Source organism: Streptomyces sp. NPDC052040, from assembly GCF_044548405.1.
Classification (GTDB): Bacteria; Actinomycetota; Actinomycetes; order Streptomycetales; family Streptomycetaceae; genus Streptomyces.
The window spans coordinates 346508-363241 of the sequence record NZ_JBIUBV010000006.1; the positions used below are offsets into that span (position 1 = coordinate 346508).

Sequence of the window (16734 nt, forward strand, 5' to 3'; positions counted from 1 at the left end):
GGCGACGAGAGTTTCTCGTTGTCATGGGAGGCTCGTTCTGCGAAGAGGGGCTTGGCGCGTGCGGGTGCGGGCGGTCGGCGTCAGCCGAGCGGTCTCAGGGCCTTCGACCAGATGCCGTAGGGGACGGAGTCGGCGGCGGCGCCGTCGAGTCCCTTGAGCGGGAGCGGTTCGAGGCTCTTGGACAGGTCCATGCGGTAGACGACGACGGCGGTCGACACGGACTCCGCCGTGCCGACGTACCAGGAGGCGGTGTCGTCCTGCGTCGTGCCGGCCTTCCCGGCCACCTGGACCGGGGCGGGGGCCGCGCCGGGGTGGGCGAGGCGGAAGGAGTCGGTGAGCGCCCGGGTGACCTGGCCGGCCACCGCGGCTCCGACCGCCCGCCGGGGCTCGGTGGTCGTCAGGTCGACGGTGGCGCCGTTGCGGGTGACACGGCGCACCGAATACGGCTCGGTGTGCATCCCGTCGGCGGCGAAGGTGGCGTAGCCGCTGGCCATGCGGATGGCGCTGGGGGTGGCGCTGCCGAGGGACAGCGCGGGCACCTGGGCGCCCATGCTGGACGGGAGCAGTCCGGCCGCCTCCGCGGTCCGGCGCACCTCGGTCAGCCCGGTGTCCATGCCGAGCTGCATGAACGGCGTGTTCACGGACCGGGCGAGCGCCTGTTCCAGGGTGATGCGCCCATAGGACTTCTTGCCGTCGTTGTGGGCGGCGACCTTCCGTCCGCTGCGGTCCCAGTAGGGGCCCTCGGGCGTGGTGACGGGGACGCCGTCGTCGCCGTCGTACACCGATTCCGGGGTGATCGGGGTCGCGGGGCCGCCGCGGGTCGTGCGGACGCCGTGCTCCAGACCGGCGGCGTAGACGAACGGCAGGAACGCCGAACCGGCCGGTACGGTCGCCGCGTTGGACTCGTTGTAGCCCTGAGTACGGTGGTCGGGGCCGCCGTAGACCGCGAGGATCCGTCCGTCGTCGGTCACCGAAGCGGCACCGTAGTGGGCGGTCTTCGCCAGCTCGGGGCGGCTCTGCCCGGCCTGCTTGCGGGCCTGGGTGACGGCGTCGGTGAGGGCGTTCTCCCGCTTGCGGTCGAAGGTGGTGTAGATCTGGTAGCCGCCCAGGTCGAACTGCTTGTCGGAGATGCCCCCGGCCTTCTTCGCGTACTGCGAGGCCAGTTCGACCAGGTAGTCCGTCTGCTGGCCGGTGTCGTAGAGCGGGTTCTGCTTGAGCGGCTCGGGGAAGGTCCGGTACTTCGCGCGCTCGGCCGGGGACAGCTTGCCGATCTTGACCATGCGGTCGAGGATCCAGGACCAGCGCTCCACGGCCCGCTGGCGGTTCGCCTTGTTCAACGTGGGGTCGTAGAGGCCTGCGCCCTTCAGCAGGGAGGCGAGGAAGGCGGCCTCGCTCGGGTTGAGCCGGCTGACGTCCTTGCCGTAGTAGGCCTGGGAGGCGCGCTGGATGCCGTAGGTGCCGCGGCCGAACCAGCTGGTGTTGAGATAGCCCTCAAGGATCTTGTCCTTGCTCATCTTGTTGTCGAGCTTGAGGGAGATCAGCGCCTCGGTGAATTTGCGGCCGACCGTCTGGTTCTGCGTCAGATAGACGTTTTTGACGTACTGCTGGGTGATGGTGGAGCCGCCCTGGGTGTCACCCTCGCCGACGGTGCGCCACAGGGCACGGGACAGGCCTTTGACGGAAATGCCCGGGTCGGTGTAGAAGCTCTCGTTCTCCGCCGCCAGCACCGCCCAGCGCACCTGGACGGGTATGTCCTTCAGCGGCATCGCCTGGCGCTGCACCCAGCCGGTGCGGGCCATGGGGGTGCCGTCGGACCAGAAGTACACATTGTCCTGTTGCGTGGCGTACGAGTTGAGATTCTCGGGTATGTCCGTGGCCGCGTAGGCGACGACCAGGCACGCGCCGCTCAGCCCGAACGAGGCCAGTACGGCGGCGATCCACTGGCGCCAGGAGGGCGCCCAGCGCCGCCAGCCCGCGCGGCCCGGCCGCGGATAGACCGGCTTGAGCCTGCGGGCGTAGGGCGCGGCCTTCCCGGCATAGGGCGCGAGCCTCCTGCTGAGCGGGGCGAGGGCGGCGGTGACACGAGTGAGGGCCGACGGCGGCGCGGCCTTCTTGCGCGCACCGCGGCGACCGCGCCGACCGGTGCCGCCGGTTCGTCCGGCGCCACCGGATCGACCGGCGTCTCCGGTCAACTCCTGCTTGAACGCGCGCAGTTGCATGGTGATGTCCGGATCGAAGGATCCCTCACCCCGGGCCTCGCCCTCGGCGGCACGGCGCCCGGGCTCCTGCGGCCCCCGGCGGCGGCGCGCACGGCCGCCGTCCTCGCTAGCCACGACGGGCCCCGGTGTCGGCGAGAGCCCGGCAACACCGGCTCCGCATGCGCTGCCATGCCTCGGTCACGACTGCATCTCCCTCCGCACTCGGTTGCGCGCGCGGGTAGAAACAGCGGCCACGCCTGTGGCTGCGAGCCCCCCTCACGACCTTGCGGCTCATCGCGGCTCGCTTAAATTATCAGCGCTTCTCGTGAATTCCTGGGTCAGGAGTGGCACCGAAGTGGCCAAGTCGCAAAAATTGAGGAGATCTTAAGGAGATCCAACGGCCGCGGCGCAGGCCCGCGCGCCCCCTCGACGTCCTGCGACCGCCGGGAACCGCCGGTTACCCTGTGCCCATGCCTCGCTATGAGTACCGCTGCCGTACCTGCGGCGACACCTTTGAACTGAGCCGCCCCATGGCGGAGTCCTCGGCCCCCGCGGCCTGCCCCTCGGGCCATGACGACACGGTGAAACTGCTGTCCACCGTGGCGGTGGGCGGCACGGCCGGAGCCCCGGCACCGGCTCCCCGGGCGGGCGGCTCGGGCGGCGGATGCTGCGGTGGGGGCTGCTGCGGCTGAGCCGCGGGCTTTGGCCGAAACCGGGACCGGCCCCTTGCGCCGGTCCCGGCCTACGAGGTAGGGCGCGCGCCCACTGCGGCCTACGCCCGCCAGGGCGCACCCGCCCGGGGGAGACCGGTGCCGGGGCGCCCCCCTAGGCCTGCCGCGCCGCCCTCAGGAACTCCCGCAGGATCCGTTCCCCTGCCGCCACGCCCCGTTCGGGCAGGGCGCTGATGCCGGGGGCCGTCCAGTCGGACTCGGCGAGTTCGCCGTGGCCCGGGCGCCAGCCGAGGTCCGCCGCGAGCAGCAGGTCCGCGTCCAGCAGGGAGTCCCCGGCGGCCAGCGTCAGCGAGGCCCCGGTACGGCGGGCGACCTCGCGCACGGCCGCGCTCTTGGTGAGCGGCTTCGGCACGGCGTAGATCTTGCGGCCCTGGAGGGACACCGTCCAGCCCCGGTTCTCCGCCCAGACCGCCAGTTCCTTCACCCACTCCTCGGGCAGCAGCTCGCGCTCCACCACCAGATAGGCGAACAGGTCCTCGGCGACCCGGTGCTTGCGCACCCACAACGGGTCGGCGGTGGCCGCCAGATGGTCGCGCACCTCGGCCAGCGGGGCGCACTCCTCGGCGAGCCGGGCGAGCACCGCCGAGTGCCAGTCCGGGTCGGAGACGCCGTCCACCAGCAGATGCCCGCCGTTGGCGCAGATCGCGTAGGAGGGGGCGGGTCCGGGCAGGTTGATGCGCTGGTACTGCTTGCGGGTGCGGGTCGTGGTCGGCACGAAGACCGCCCGGTCGCCGAGTTCGACGAGCAGCTCCGCCGCGGTCTCGGTCAGATACGACAGCGGCCTGCTCTCGTGCACCTCGACGCACAGCAGCCGGGGCGCCCGCGCGTCCGGCATGGTGAGCGCCAGTGCCGCGGCGGAGTAGATCAGCGTACGGTCGAGGTCGCTGGCGACCAGCACGGGGCTCATACGGCCACCGCCCGGCCGTCGGCGCCGGTGGCGCCCCGCGTGTACCGGGGGTGGATCAGCCCCACACAGGTGTACGGGAGGCCGTCGACCTCCTCCACCGGCACCCCGCGCTGCTCGGCGAGGAGCCGCACATGGTCCAGGTCGGCGCCCGCCCCGGACCTGGCCAGGATCTTCCAGGGCACCCGGCGCAGCAGCACCCGGGTGGTCTCGCCGACGCCCGGCTTCACCAGGTTCACATCGTGGATGCCGTACTCCTCGCTGATGCGCTCCACCGCTGCCCAGCCCTCCCAGGTCGGGGTGCGGTCGGCGGCGAGCACCTCCTTGACCTGGAAGTCCACGGTCTCCTCGACCTCGGCGAAGCGGGCCGAGACGGCGTCCAGGAAGGCGACCGAGACATCGGCCGCGGCGAGTTCGCGGTAGTGCTTGGCGCCGTGGTAGTCGTGCTCGCCCACCAGGTCGGCACGGAGCACGGTGCGCGAGATCAGGCCGGACACCGTCGAGTTGAGGCAGGCGGAGGGGATGAGGAAGTCCTCCCGGGTGCCGTAGGTCCGCACACAGGAGCCCGGGTCGGCGAGCACCGCGATCTCCGGGTCGAAGCCGGTGACCCCCTCGGTCTCCTCGAACCGGCGTATCGCCTCGGCCAGTTCGCGGGTGATGGCGCCCTTGCCGGTCCAGCCGTCGACGAAGACGACGTCGGCGGGGTCGTGGTGGGAGGCGAGGTAGCGCAGCGCGTTGGCGTCGATGCCCCGGCCGCGGACGATCGACACGGCGTAGTGCGGCAGTTCGAGGCCGTGCCGGTGGGCGGCCCAGCGGCGCATCAGCACGCCGACGGGGGTGCCGGCCCGGGCTAGCGAGACCAGCACGGGCCGCGGCGACCGCTCGGCGAGGACGGTCTCGGTGACCACCCCGACGGCCTGGGCGAGCCGCGCGGCCGAGCCGTCCAGCGCCGTGCGGAACAGCTCCTGGTACTGCGCGCTCGGCTGGTACTCCACCGGCAGCGACTCGGCGTAGTGGGCGCCGCCGCTCTGGACGGCCTCCTCGCGCTCCTCGGTGGGCGCCTCCAGGGTGACGTCCGAGAGGTCCTGGAGCAGCCAGCCCACCTCCTCGGGCGCGTACGAGGAGAAGTCGGGACCGCGGAGGGGCTCGGACAGCATGGCGGGCCTTTCGGGGGCGCCCGGGGGCGCCGGGACATGGCTCGGGACGACCGCGAGCAGGACGTGCGGGGTGTGGGCGGCGAGCCGGTCGAGGAGTCCGCCCGGGGCGTGCAGGGCGGGGGTGTCGCCCGCCGAGTCCACGACGGTGACGACGGCGTCGAAACCGGCGTCCGCGACGTTGTAGGCGTAGCGCTCGCCGGGGCCGTCGGCCGGGTCGTCGTGGGCGGGGAAGACGATCCGGGTGCGTATGGCGTAGCCGGGGTCGTCGAGGGCAAGGACGGGCGAGCGGGTGGTGGTGGAGTAGCGGATCTCGGTGTCCAGCAGCCGTTCCAGCTCGTCGGCGAGGCGGAGCGGCGCGTACATCAGCTCCTCGGTGCCGAGCACCAGCACCCGCCGGGCCCCGGCCGGGAGTGCCCGGGCGAGCCGGGCGGCCATGGCGGGCAGCGCGTCGTCCAGACGGGCCCGGTGGGCGGGGGTGAAGCCGTGGCGTCCGCCGTCGGGCAGGCCGCGGGGCCAGCCGAGGGCGACCCGGGCGACCGTGCCGTGCGCCGGGCGGTCGGAGACGGGCGTCTCGTGCCGGGCCACCAGCTCCTGGCCCTTCTCCAGGACGCCGGGGGGCAGCCGCACGGTCCCGGCGGCGGCCGCGACCAGGTCCACCCGGGCGCCGATCTCCCGCGCGAAGTCCGCCAGCCGTCCCAGGTCGGCCGGTGAGCGCATGTCCACCAGGGCGACCACGACGTACCGCTCCCTGGGGTGGCGTGCGTGGAGGTCGCGGATGGTGTTCATGACGGTGTTCCCGGTGGAGAACTCGTCGTCGACCAGGACCAGCGGGCCGTCGCCCGCCAGCAGCTCCGGGTCCTCGGGAAGCAGCAGATGGGAGGTGGCGTGGGAGTGGGACTCCTCGAACCCGCCGGCCCGTGCGACGCCCTCGACCGGGCGGCGGGTGGAGTGCAGACAGGGCGCGAGACCGAGGCCGTCCGCGACGCAGTGGCCGAGTCCGGTGGCCGTCTCCGCGTACCCGAGCACGACGGCGCGTGCGGCCTCCTCGTCGCCCAGCAGCTCCCGCACCCGGCGGCCGAGCGCGACGCCGTGGCCGCGGACCACGGACGGTGACTGCGGGACGTGTTTGCCCAGCACCTGGGAGACCAGCAGATGGGCCCGCTTGGGGTTGCGCCGGAGCGCGAGCCCCAGCATGTCGGTCAGCTGCTCGTCTCCGACGAGTTCCACCCCGAGCCGCTCGGCGACCCAGGTTCCGGACCAGACCACGTTCTTCCTCGGTTCCTCGTCGGTACGACGTTCAGCGGCGGCGGCGCTCAGTGCGGCACCCCGGCGGCCAGCAGCTCCACAAAGCCGATGTCCTCGCCCGCGACGCCGAAGACCTCGGCGCGCTCCAGGGTGCGTTCGGCCCAGGCGCGGTGCGGCTTCACCTCGTTCATCTTGTTGGTGTACGCGGAGCGCAGCACTCCCCCGCCCAGGCGCTCGGGCCTCAGGATGTCCTGGGCGTCGCTGTACTCCTCGTGGCTGACCACGGACAGGGCGTGCACGGGCATCACATGGGAGGGGTGGATACAGGTCTTGCCGAGCAGTCCGTTGGTGCGGTCGAGGGCGATCTCGCGCAGCAGTCCGTCCATGTCGTGCTCGATCAGCGCCTCGCGCAGTTCCTCGACCTCGCCCTCCAGGAAGGGGCTGCGGCGCAGCTGCGGCTTGAACATCCGCTCCTGGACCTTGAAGTACTCCCACACCGGGCCGGTCACCGTGAAGCCGGTGCCGTCGGCGCGGCCGAGCACATTGACGACGTCGGCGATCACGGAGGCCACGATCTGGACGTCGTAGGCCGTCATGTCGGGCGCTCTGCGCAGGCCGTAGGAGGAGCAGAAGTCGGTGACGCCGAGCCGCAGTGCGAGGACCCGGTCGCGCCATTTGTCGACCGTGCGGAAGATGCCGTGCAGGGTCTCCCGGCGGGTCTCCAGATAGAGCAGGTCGGGGGACTCCAGCACCGGCATGGCGAACAGTCTGCGCCCGCTCGCGGTCTCCGCGTCGGTGAGCGCCTCCAGGAACGGCACGCCCCGCTCCTCGGTGAACTTCGGCAGGACGAAGCCGGACAGCAGCCGCACGGCCGGGCCGAGCCGGGCCACCAGGTCCGGGATCTGCTCCGGGACGCGGACCCGGATGAAGAGCAGCGGGGGCTCCGCGGCCGGGGTCGTCCCCGCCCGCGCCCGGGAGCGGGCGGCCAGCTCGGTGAACTGCCGGACCAGGTTCTCCTCGGCGTCCGCGACGTCCGCGTCGTCGATGGAGTCCTCCAGGCACAGCACCATGGACACCACGCCGCGGGACGCCTGCTTGAGCACGTCGTCCGCCAGGTGCGGCCGGGTCGCCGGGCTGTACAGGGTGGCGCCGAGGGCGGCCGCGAGCACCCGGGCGGGGGAGTCGGCGGTGAAGACGGCCGGTTCCCGGTGGAACAGGCGCTGCCGCTCCTCAGGGGCGATGTGCCCGAAATGACGCATGAGACTCCCCCGCGGTGCTGGACGGCCCGGACAGTGGTGGTGGACGACCCGTAAAGAGGTGGCCGGTAATAGTACGTACAACTCCATGTCGAGGGTTCCCATCGAGCGTGAAGTTCAGGTAACCCGCCTGTGTCGGGCGGCGGATCGGTGGTAAAGCGGGGGCACCCCGGAAGCCCGCCGGGGCGGCACCCCGCGTTGTCGTGACCAGGACCGAGAAGGCAGGATGACGCCATGACGCACGCAATGCTGAAGGGGTCGAACGTACCGCTCGAAGCCACTGCGGTACGGGCGGTGCTGCGCTGGGCGCCCGGGCAGGACGCCCCGGACGTCGACGCCTCGGCGCTGCTCCTCGGGCCCGGCGGACGGGTGCGGTCCGACGAGGACTTCGTCTTCTACAACCAGCCCCGGCATCCGTCGGGGGCGGTCCGGCTGCTCGGCAAGAAGCAGGAGACGGAGGGGCTCACCGACGCGATCCAGACGGATCTGACGGGGGTCGAGCCCGTGGTGGGCCGGATCCTGCTGGTCGCCTCCGCGGACGATGTGCCCTTCGACCGGGTACGGGCGCTGTGCGTGCTCATCTACGACGCCTCCGCCACCGCCTCCGCCTCCGCCGAGGGGGAACCGCTCGCCTCCTTCGAGATCAAGCCCGAGACGGGCGCGGAGACGGCGCTGATCTGCGGAGAGCTGTACCGGCGCGGTGGGGGCTGGAAGTTCCGGGCCCTCGGCGAGGGCTACTCCAACGGGCTCAAGGGCCTCGCCAACGACTTCGGCATCTCGGTCGACGAGTCGGAGGCACCCGCCGCGGGCGAGGCGGCCGACGGCACGCAGGGCGCGACGGCGCCGGTGGCCCAGCCGCTGCCGCCGGAGCAGCCCACCTACGGCTATCCCCAGCAGCCGCAGGCGCCCCCGCCGACCCAGCCCGCCTACGGTTACCCGCAGCCCGCCTACGGCCATCCGCAGCAGCCCGCGGCGGCGGTCACCGGGATGCCGTCCGGGTACGGCTACCCGCCGCCGGTGGGTGCCCCCGACCCGGACTTCCGGATGCCCCCGCAGGGGCCGCAGTTCATCGGCCGCTGACCTACGGGCCCCCGGTCGGCCGGGGCATCGGGAACCGAGGCCTCGGTAACCGGGCCCACGGCCGCCGCCCCGCCCGCCCGTCAGGTCTTGGCCTTGTAGCCCCGGCCCCACTGCAAGCCCCACCCGTACAGCCGGTCCAGCTCCGCCTGGAAGCCGTAGACGAACTTCACCTCGCGGCGGACGACCAGTTCGCCCTTGACGTTCTCGATCAGGACGACCGCGCAGGAGCGGGCCTGGGGATGGCGCTCGTCGAGGCCGATCTCGATGCGCGGGCCGCTGCTGGGGTAGAGCGTGACCACGGCGTGCGTACGGTCGAAGGCGGGCGTCTGGTCGTAGATGTAGACGAAGACCAGCAGCCGTTTGAAGTCGTCCCGGTGGTCCAGATTGACGAAGATCGTCTCGCCGGTGCCCGAGCCGAAGCGGTCGTCGCCGCTGAGCTTGATGTAGGGCGGCTCGTTCAGCTCCCCGAAGAAGCCGCCCAGGGGCTGCACCACCCCTTTGGAGCCGTCGTTCAGCTCGTACAGGCAGCCGAGGTCGAGGTCGACGTTGACCATGCTCTGGGTGTGGGCCTGGACCACGTCCGGGGTGAACAGTTTCAGCGGGCGGCGCAGCAGACCGCCCCGCTCGGGGGCGCCGATGTCGGAGGTCCGCATCCGCCACGACAGGTTGATGCGCAGATTGCCGGTCGCCGCCCCCTGCTTGGTGAGCGAGACCCGGTGGTGCCGCTTGGTCAGCTCGATCGCGTTGCTCGCCGCGCTGCCCGAGTCGAACTCATCGGCGCGCCCGCGCCACACGCCGTCCCAGAAGCCCATGTCCGCCCCCCAGTGCCTACGGTTCAACAGCCGCGGGGCGGCCGCCGGGGACGTGTCCCGGTGGCCGCCCCGAACAGAGCGTTCCTCATCGGGACACGGTCCACACCAGGGAAGGGTCGCGCGATCGGCGGTGGCCGGTACGGCGTCCTCGGTGCGGGCCGCGCCCCCGGACGGCGGGGTGCTACACCCCGGACGAGACCTCAGCCCGCTCGTCCGAGGCCGCGCCCTTTCCCTCGGCCGCGGCGAGCGCCCGGTTGCGGCGCACCGAGGACCAGAAGGACCAGCCGATCAGGACGACACCGACGAGGCCGGTGATCACCTCGTTGATCTGGTACTGGATGGTGACCATCAGGATCACGGCCAGCGCGCCGATCGCGTAGTGCGCGCCGTGCTCCAGGTAGACGTAGTCGTCAAGGGTGCCCTGACGGACCAGGTAGACGGTCAGCGACCGGACGTACATCGCGCCGATGCCGAGGCCGAGCGCCATCAGGATGATGTCGTTGGTGATCGCGAAGGCGCCGATCACGCCGTCGAAGGAGAAGGACGCGTCCAGGACCTCCAGGTAGAGGAACATGAAGAACGCGGCCTTGCCGGCGAGCAGGACCGCCGAGCGGTCCTTGCCGCTGCGCCGGGCCTCCTCTTCCTGCTCCTGCTCCCGCTCCTCCTGTTCCTCGAGCCGGTCCTCGAAGAAGCCGGACAGGCCGCCGACGATCAGATAGGTGATCAGGCCCGCGATGCCGGAGATCAGGACGGTCTGCGCCTTGTCCACATGGGCGCCGCCGTGCTGGTGGGCGTGGGCGGCGAAGGTGAAGGAGGTGACCAGCAGGACGATCAGCGCGATGCAGACCGACAGCATGTCGACCTTGCCGAGCTTGGCGAGCGGGCGCTCGATCCAGCGCAGCCACTGGATGTCCCGGTCCTCGAAGATGAAGTCCAGGAAGATCATCAGCAGGAACATCCCGCCGAACGCGGCGATCGCGGGGTGCGCGTCCGTCACGAGCTGCTGGTACTGGTCCTTGTCGGTCAATGCCAGGTTGACCGCGTCTATCGGGCTCTTCTTCGCTGTGATGGCGACGATCACGACGGGGAAGACCAGCCGCATACCGAAGACCGCGATCAGCACGCCCACCGTGAGGAAGATCTTCTGCCAGAAGGCACTCATCTTCTTCAGGATTCCGGCGTTGACCACGGCGTTGTCGAAGGACAGCGAGATCTCGAGGATGGACAGGATCGCCACGATGCCGAAGGCGGTCCACCCCCCGTAGAAGACCGCTGCGGCGAGGCCGACCGCGGTGACCACGAACGACCAGCCGAAGGTTTTCAGAAGCACTGGCTACCCAATCCGTATGTGTAGGGGGCTCCCCCGTCGCCGTACCCGGCTTTACGAAACGTTGACTCCGAAGTCTAGAGCGATACCGCGAAGACCGGACGCGTACCCCTGGCCAACCGCTCGGAACTTCCATTCGCCGCCGTAGCGGTAGACCTCGCCGAAGATCATGGCGGTCTCGCTGGAGGCGTCCTCGCTGAGGTCGTAGCGGGCCAGTTCCTGGCCGTCCGCCTGGTTGACCACACGGATGAAGGCGTTGCTGACCTGGCCGAAGGTCTGGCCGCGCTCGTCGGCGAGGTGGATGGAGACCGGGAAGACGATCTTGTCGCACTGGGCCGGGACCTTGGCGAGGTCGATCAGGATGCTCTCGTCGTCACCCTCGCCCTCACCGGTGAGATTGTCGCCGGTGTGCTCCACGGAGCCGTCCGGGCTCTTGAGCTGGTTGTAGAAGACGAACCACTCGTCGCCCAGGACCCGGCCGGCGCTGCACAGCAGCGCGCTGGCGTCGAGGTCGAAGGGGGCTCCCGTGGTGGAGCGCGCGTCCCAGCCGAGCCCGATCATCACATGGGTGAGGTTCGGTGCGGCCTTGGAGAGGGAGACATTGCCTCCCTTGGCGAGCGTGACGCCCATGGTGCTGGTCCTCCCCGAGGTGTTGCGTCGTCCCGGGGGCGGAGACCCCCGGCGGTCGGGGGCGGATCCCCCCAGTGGTCATCCTGCGGTACGAGGGCGGGCCCTCGGCGGTCGGGGGGTGGCTCCCCCGGGGACCGGCGGCGGAAACCCCGCGTCGGGCCGGGTCGGCTCCCCCCTGCCGGGCGGAGCGGCAAACCGCCCGATGGACGGAATGCGCCGTCCCCCGCGACGGTCCGGCCCGGCTTCGGACACGGCCGCCCGGTAAAACCCCTGGTCCTCCCCGTCCGTCCGGTGCCGGACGGACGGGGAGTGCGGTCGGGCGGGTCAGACGTTGACGCCGAAGTCCTGCGCGATGCCGCGCAGGCCCGAGGCGTAGCCCTGGCCGATGGCACGGAACTTCCACTCCGCGCCGTTGCGGTACAGCTCGCCGAAGACCATGGCGGTCTCGGTGGAGGCGTCCTCGCTCAGGTCGTAGCGGGCGATCTCCTGCTGGTTGGCCTGGTTCACGACGCGGATGAACGCGTTGCGCACCTGGCCGAAGGACTGCTGGCGGTTCTCGGCGTCGTAGATCGACACCGGGAAGACGATCTTGTCGACGTCGGCCGGGACCGTGGCGAGGTTGACCTTGATCACCTCGTCGTCGCCCTCGCCCTCACCGGTGATGTTGTCGCCGGTGTGCTCCACCGAGCCGTCCGGGCTCTTGAGGTTGTTGAAGAACACGAAGTGCTGGTCGCTGACGACCTTCCCGGCCGCGTTCAGCAGCAGGGCGCTGGCATCGAGGTCGAAGTCGGTGCCGGTCGTCGTGCGGACGTCCCATCCCAGACCGACCAGAACGGCGGTCAGGCCGGGGGCCTCCTTGCTCAGCGATACGTTGCCGCCCTTGCTGAGGCTGACTCCCACGAGTCCTCCCATTGGTGTCCAGGGGCGGGGAGCCCCGACGTGCGTTGGTATCGGATCAACGTGTCGATCCTAATGACGGGTTCCCACGCCACGCAGGCCTTGGAACCGAAGAATCACAGGGTGTCGAGCGCCTTCACGTACTCGTTCAGGTCACGCGCGTCCGGCAGATCGTTGACAACGGTCCACCGCACCACGCCCTCCTTGTCGATGATGAAGGTCCCGCGCACCGCGCAGCCCTTCTCCTCGTCGAAGACGCCGTACCCGCGCGAAGTGTTGCCATGCGGCCAGAAGTCGGACAGCAGCGGGTACTCCAGACCCTCCTGCTCACCGAAGACGCGCAGCGTGTGGATGGAGTCGTTGGAGACGGCGAGCAGCTGGGTGTCGTCGTTGACGAACGACGGCAGATTGTCGCGCAGCGCGCACAGCTCGCCGGTGCAGACGCCGGTGAAGGCGAACGGGTAGAAGAGCAGCACCACGTTCTTCTCGCCGCGGAAGTCCGAGAGGCGCACGGTCGCGCCGTGGTTGTCCCGGAGTTCGAAGTCGGGGGCCTTGTCGCCGACCTGGATGGCCATGGTCCTGCATCCCTTCGGTGGGGCTGTTCGGGTGGAAACCACCCTACGCAGCGATCACCGTGGAGCCACGGACGGGCTGAGCGATGTCAGCCCGTCCGGCGTTCCTGGGACGGGACGGGCGGCCGCCGGAGTTCCCGGGGCGGGCCCCGGGCGCGGCCGCCCTCGGTGCTGGGTCAGCGTCGGCGCCGGGTCAGCGCTTGGACTTGGCCGCCTTCGGCGTGACCAGACGCGAGCCACTCCAGTCCTTGCCCACGCTGACGCTCTTGGACGCCGACAGACCCGCCGTCGTCGCGGCTTCAGAGATGTCGCTCGGCTCCACGTAGCCCGTACGGCCGGTCTTCGGCGTGAGGAGCAGGATCGAGCCGCCCTCCTCGATGTACGTGGTGGCATCCACCAGCACATCGGTCAGGTCGCCGTCCTCGTCGCGGAACCACAGCACCACGGCATCGGCGACGTCGTCGTACTCCTCGTCCACGAGCGGGCTGCCGATGACTTCCTCAATGGACTCGCGGAGCTCCTGGTCGACGTCGTCGTCGAAGCCGATCTCCTGGACCACCTGCTCGGGCTGGAACCCCAGCCTTGCGGCAGGGTTCGTCCGCTCCTCCGCGTGGTCCGCGGTCGCGCTCACGGGTTGCCTCCTGATCATGTCTTGGTGAGTATCTCAGCCACGCGCGTACGCGAAGCATTGGCCGTAGTCCACACGGGCGGGGCGGATCGCGCAAGTACCCGGCCGTTCAGACCGCCGAAACGGTGACGATCCTGGCCGTGTCGCCGCAACTCCAGGCACCGTATCGCGCCCCTCGGTGATCCACACCACACCGTTCTGCCCGCTTTGCGCATTCTGGAATCCTCCGCGGGTACGAGACTCGAATGGCTTTGCGGAACAGATCACGATCCGGGCGTATCGTTTCGTTCTGGTCGGGCCCGTCCGCAGAACCCCGCCCCCGTTGTGGTTACCCCAGGGTAGAGGTGACGTTTCACTCGCCCCAGGTACACGATGGGGAGCGGTGCAGGCACATGCAGCAGTGGCCCTCCGACAGGTAAGGAACAGCGTGGCTTCCGGTTCCGATCGCAATCCGATCATCATTGGCGGCCTTCCGAGTCAGGTTCCTGACTTCGACCCCGAGGAAACCCAGGAGTGGCTCGACTCCCTCGACGCCGCCGTGGACGAGCGCGGCCGGGAGCGGGCCCGCTATCTGATGCTCCGTCTGATCGAGCGGGCCCGCGAGAAGCGCGTGGCCGTGCCCGAGATGCGCAGCACGGACTACGTCAACACCATCCCCACCAAGAGCGAGCCGTTCTTCCCCGGCAACGAGGAGATCGAGCGGCGGATCCTCAACGCCACCCGGTGGAACGCCGCCGTGATGGTCTCCCGCGCCCAGCGGCCCGGCATCGGGGTCGGCGGCCACATCGCGACCTTCGCCTCCTCCGCCTCGCTCTACGACGTGGGCTTCAACCACTTCTTCCGCGGCAAGGACCAGGGCGACGGCGGTGACCAGGTCTTCTTCCAGGGCCATGCCTCACCCGGGATCTACGCCCGCGCGTATCTGCTGGACCGGCTCAGCGAGAAGCACCTGGACGGATTCCGCCAGGAGAAGTCCAAGGCGCCCTACGGACTGTCCAGCTACCCCCATCCGCGTTCGATGCCGGGCTTCTGGGAGTTCCCGACCGTGTCCATGGGTCTCGGCCCGATCGGCGCGATCTACCAGGCCCGGATGAACCGCTACATGGAGGCTCGCGGCATCGCGGACACCTCCCGGTCGCAGGTGTGGGCCTTCCTCGGCGACGGCGAGATGGACGAGCCGGAGTCGCTCGGCCAGCTGTCCATCGCCGCCCGTGAGGGCCTGGACAATCTGACCTTCGTGGTCAACTGCAACCTCCAGCGGCTGGACGGCCCGGTGCGCGGCAACGGCAAGATCATCCAGGAGCTGGAGTCGGTCTTCCGGGGCGCCGGCTGGAATGTGATCAAGCTGATCTGGGACCGGACCTGGGACCCGCTGCTGGCGCAGGACCGGGACGGGATCCTGGTCAACCGGATGAACACCACCCCGGACGGCCAGTTCCAGACGTACGCCACCGAGTCCGGCGCGTACATCCGCGACCACTTCTTCGGCGACGACCACCGGCTGCGCGCGATGGTCGAGAACATGACCGACGCCCAGATCCTGCACCTGGGCCGCGGCGGCCACGACCACCGCAAGATCTACGCGGCGTTCAAGGCGGCCACGGAGCACAAGGGCCAGCCGACGGTGATCCTGGCCAAGACGGTCAAGGGCTGGACGCTGGGTCCGAACTTCGAGGGCCGCAACGCCACCCACCAGATGAAGAAGCTGACGGTCGACGACCTCAAGCACTTCCGCGACCGACTGCACCTGCCGATCTCCGACCGGGACCTGGAGTCCGGCCCGCCGCCGTACTACCACCCGGGCCGGGACTCGGAGGAGATCCAGTACATGCACGACCGGCGCAATTCGCTCGGCGGCTATGTGCCGACGCGTGTCGTGCGGTCCGAGCCGCTGCACCTGCCGGAGGACTCGACGTATGCATCCGTGAAGAAGGGCTCGGGCCAGCAGTCCATCGCGACGACCATGGCCTTTGTCCGGCTTCTGAAGGACCTCATGCGGGACAAGGAGATCGGCAGGCGGTTCGTGCTGATCGCGCCGGACGAGTACCGCACCTTCGGCATGGACTCGTTCTTCCCGAGCGCGAAGATCTACAACCCGCTCGGGCAGCAGTACGAGTCCGTCGACCGCGATCTGCTGCTCGCGTACAAGGAGTCCCCGACCGGGCAGATGCTGCACGACGGCATCTCCGAGGCGGGCTGCATGGCCTCGCTGATCGCGGCCGGTTCGGCGTACGCCACCCATGGCGAACCGCTGATCCCGGTGTACGTCTTCTACTCGATGTTCGGTTTCCAGCGCACCGGCGACCAGTTCTGGCAGATGGCCGACCAGCTGTCGCGCGGTTTCGCCCTGGGTGCGACCGCCGGTCGTACGACCCTGACCGGTGAGGGCCTTCAGCACGCCGACGGGCACTCCCAGCTGCTGGCCTCGACCAACCCGGGGTGCGTGTCCTACGACCCGGCGTACGGCTACGAGATCGCGCACATCGTGCAGGACGGTCTGCGCCGGATGTACGGCAGCAGCGAGCAGCACCCGCACGGCGAGGACGTCTTCTACTACCTCACCGTGTACAACGAGCCGATCCAGCAGCCCGCCGAGCCCGCGGACGTGGACGTGGAGGGCATCCTCAAGGGCATCCACCGGATCTCCGAGGGCGCCTCGGGCACGGTCCCGGCCCAGATCATGGCCTCGGGCGTGTCGGTGCCCTGGGCCCTTGAGGCGCAGCGGATCCTCGGCGAGCAGTGGAACGTACGGGCCGACGTGTGGTCGGCGACCTCCTGGAACGAGCTGCGCCGGGACGCCGTGGCCTGCGAGGAGCACAATCTGCTGCATCCGGAGGAGGAGCAGCAGGTGCCCTTCGTGACCCGGAAGCTGGGCGGGGCCGAGGGTCCGTTCGTGGCCGTGTCCGACTGGATGCGGTCGGTTCCGGACCAGATCGCGCGCTGGGTGCCGGGCGCCTACCAGTCGCTGGGGGCGGACGGCTTCGGCTTCGCGGACACCCGCGGCGCGGCCCGCCGCTACTTCCACATCGACGCCGAGTCGATCGTGGTCGCGGTGCTCACCGAGCTGGCCCGGGCGGGCCGGCTGGACCGCTCGGTGCTGAAACAGGCCATCGACCGGTACCGGCTGCTGGATGTGACGGCGGCCGACCCCGGAGCGGCGGGCGGCGACGCCTGAGGCGGCGCCCGTTCTCAAGCGGGCCGGGGCGGCGGGGGGGGGGGGGGGGGCGCCGCGCCCCCCCGCGGCGAAAAGCGCCCGCCCGAGACCCCTCACACCCGCCCCGCCCCCCCGGACCCCAC

The 16734-nt window shown here is 70.5% G+C and carries 13 protein-coding genes; 3 read left to right on the forward strand and 10 right to left on the reverse strand.

Annotation, left to right across the window (positions count from 1 at the left end):
- Positions 1–80 precede the first annotated feature (80 nt).
- Positions 81–2219 carry a transglycosylase domain-containing protein gene (locus ACIHAA_RS16005; protein ID WP_399817447.1) on the reverse strand — a complete coding sequence of 713 codons (2139 nt, stop codon included), beginning with the start codon at positions 2217–2219 and terminating at the stop codon, positions 81–83.
- Positions 2220–2668: 449 nt separating this feature from the next.
- Here ACIHAA_RS16005 and ACIHAA_RS16010 point away from each other — a divergent pair, with 449 nt between their 5' ends.
- Positions 2669–2890, forward strand: a complete 222-nt coding sequence (locus tag ACIHAA_RS16010; RefSeq protein ID WP_399817335.1) for a zinc ribbon domain-containing protein — start codon at positions 2669–2671, stop codon at positions 2888–2890.
- 133 nt (positions 2891–3023) lie between these two features.
- Here the strand turns inward: ACIHAA_RS16010 and ACIHAA_RS16015 are convergent, their stop codons facing one another.
- The 3 genes from ACIHAA_RS16015 to ACIHAA_RS16025 are packed head-to-tail and all read right to left on the reverse strand — an operon-like array spanning position 3024 to position 7494.
- A complete protein-coding gene (locus tag ACIHAA_RS16015; protein ID WP_399817337.1) occupies positions 3024–3836 on the reverse strand; it encodes an HAD family hydrolase in 813 nt (270 codons plus the stop codon).
- Positions 3833–6256: a phosphoribosyltransferase gene (locus tag ACIHAA_RS16020; protein WP_399817339.1), complete on the reverse strand. Its 2424-nt coding sequence runs from the start codon at positions 6254–6256 to the stop codon at positions 3833–3835. Before ACIHAA_RS16020 ends, ACIHAA_RS16015 begins: the two co-directional genes overlap by 4 nt.
- Before the next feature lie 47 nt (positions 6257–6303).
- A complete protein-coding gene (locus ACIHAA_RS16025) occupies positions 6304–7494 on the reverse strand; it encodes an HpcH/HpaI aldolase/citrate lyase family protein (RefSeq protein WP_399817341.1) in 1191 nt (396 codons plus the stop codon).
- 231 nt (positions 7495–7725) lie between these two features.
- Here ACIHAA_RS16025 and ACIHAA_RS16030 point away from each other — a divergent pair, with 231 nt between their 5' ends.
- The gene (locus ACIHAA_RS16030; RefSeq protein WP_399817343.1) at positions 7726–8571 is read left to right on the forward strand and encodes a TerD family protein; all 846 of its coding nucleotides are present in this window, start codon (positions 7726–7728) and stop codon (positions 8569–8571) included.
- Positions 8572–8651: 80 nt separating this feature from the next.
- On the opposite strand, the gene ACIHAA_RS16035 is transcribed toward ACIHAA_RS16030, so the two are convergent.
- The 6 genes from ACIHAA_RS16035 to ACIHAA_RS16060 form a co-directional block, all read right to left on the reverse strand.
- The gene (locus ACIHAA_RS16035) at positions 8652–9383 is read right to left on the reverse strand and encodes a Tellurium resistance (protein WP_399817346.1); all 732 of its coding nucleotides are present in this window, start codon (positions 9381–9383) and stop codon (positions 8652–8654) included.
- A 181-nt stretch (positions 9384–9564) separates the two neighbouring features.
- Positions 9565–10713, reverse strand: coding sequence for a DUF475 domain-containing protein (locus ACIHAA_RS16040; RefSeq protein ID WP_399817348.1), 1149 nt, complete (start codon positions 10711–10713; stop codon positions 9565–9567).
- Positions 10714–10764: 51 nt separating this feature from the next.
- Positions 10765–11340: a TerD family protein gene (locus ACIHAA_RS16045; protein WP_399817350.1), complete on the reverse strand. Its 576-nt coding sequence runs from the start codon at positions 11338–11340 to the stop codon at positions 10765–10767.
- Between the two features lie 324 nt (positions 11341–11664).
- Positions 11665–12240 carry a TerD family protein gene (locus tag ACIHAA_RS16050; RefSeq protein WP_399817352.1) on the reverse strand — a complete coding sequence of 192 codons (576 nt, stop codon included), beginning with the start codon at positions 12238–12240 and terminating at the stop codon, positions 11665–11667.
- Positions 12241–12353: 113 nt separating this feature from the next.
- A complete protein-coding gene (locus ACIHAA_RS16055) occupies positions 12354–12812 on the reverse strand; it encodes a peroxiredoxin (RefSeq protein ID WP_399817354.1) in 459 nt (152 codons plus the stop codon).
- 190 nt (positions 12813–13002) lie between these two features.
- Positions 13003–13440: a DUF3052 domain-containing protein gene (locus tag ACIHAA_RS16060; RefSeq protein ID WP_399817356.1), complete on the reverse strand. Its 438-nt coding sequence runs from the start codon at positions 13438–13440 to the stop codon at positions 13003–13005.
- 424 nt (positions 13441–13864) lie between these two features.
- On the opposite strand from ACIHAA_RS16060, the gene aceE reads away from it, so the two are divergent.
- Positions 13865–16612, forward strand: coding sequence for a pyruvate dehydrogenase (acetyl-transferring), homodimeric type (gene aceE / locus ACIHAA_RS16065; protein WP_399817358.1), 2748 nt, complete (start codon positions 13865–13867; stop codon positions 16610–16612).
- Positions 16613–16734 lie beyond the last annotated feature (122 nt).